Here is a 428-nt window from a genome sequence, read left to right as displayed (position 1 = left end):
ACCGGCCTTTGATAAAATGCTGCCTCCGGTGGTCGACTTCGAATTTTATGGCGATAAGAAAGTTAATCCTCCTGATCAAGAGGCGGTTTGTACACAGCTGGAGGTGATGCTGCAAGGGCTTGAAGCGTATTATGGCGTAAAACCGGTGATCTATGCGACGGAAGATACTTTGCAGTTTTATCTGGAAGGGCGATTTGAGGAGTATCCCCTCTGGATCAGAAACGTGGTAAAGAAGCCGGATACCGGTAACCGCGACTGGCTGTTCTGGCAGTATACGAACCGGAAGCGGCTGGATGGATACGAGGGAGATGAGACGTATATCGATGTCAATGTGTTTTGCGGCAGCCGGGCCGATTGGGAGCTCTGGTCAGGGAATTTTAAAATGGAGTGAAATTTACAGGATGGGCTGTGAATGTTTCCGCTATGAG

1 protein-coding gene is annotated in these 428 nt (G+C 49.3%); it reads left to right on the top strand.

Annotated features, from left to right (window positions below):
• On the top strand, window positions 1–391 hold a 391-nt coding region (locus tag NE664_14340; GenBank protein ID MCQ4727814.1), incomplete at its 5' end, for a lysozyme.
• Between the last annotated feature and the right edge of the window lie 37 nt (window positions 392–428).

The organism is Anaerotignum faecicola, from assembly GCA_024460105.1.
In the GTDB taxonomy this organism is placed as follows: Bacteria; Bacillota; Clostridia; order Lachnospirales; family Anaerotignaceae; genus JANFXS01.
This window is presented reverse-complemented; position numbering and strand designations above follow the sequence as displayed.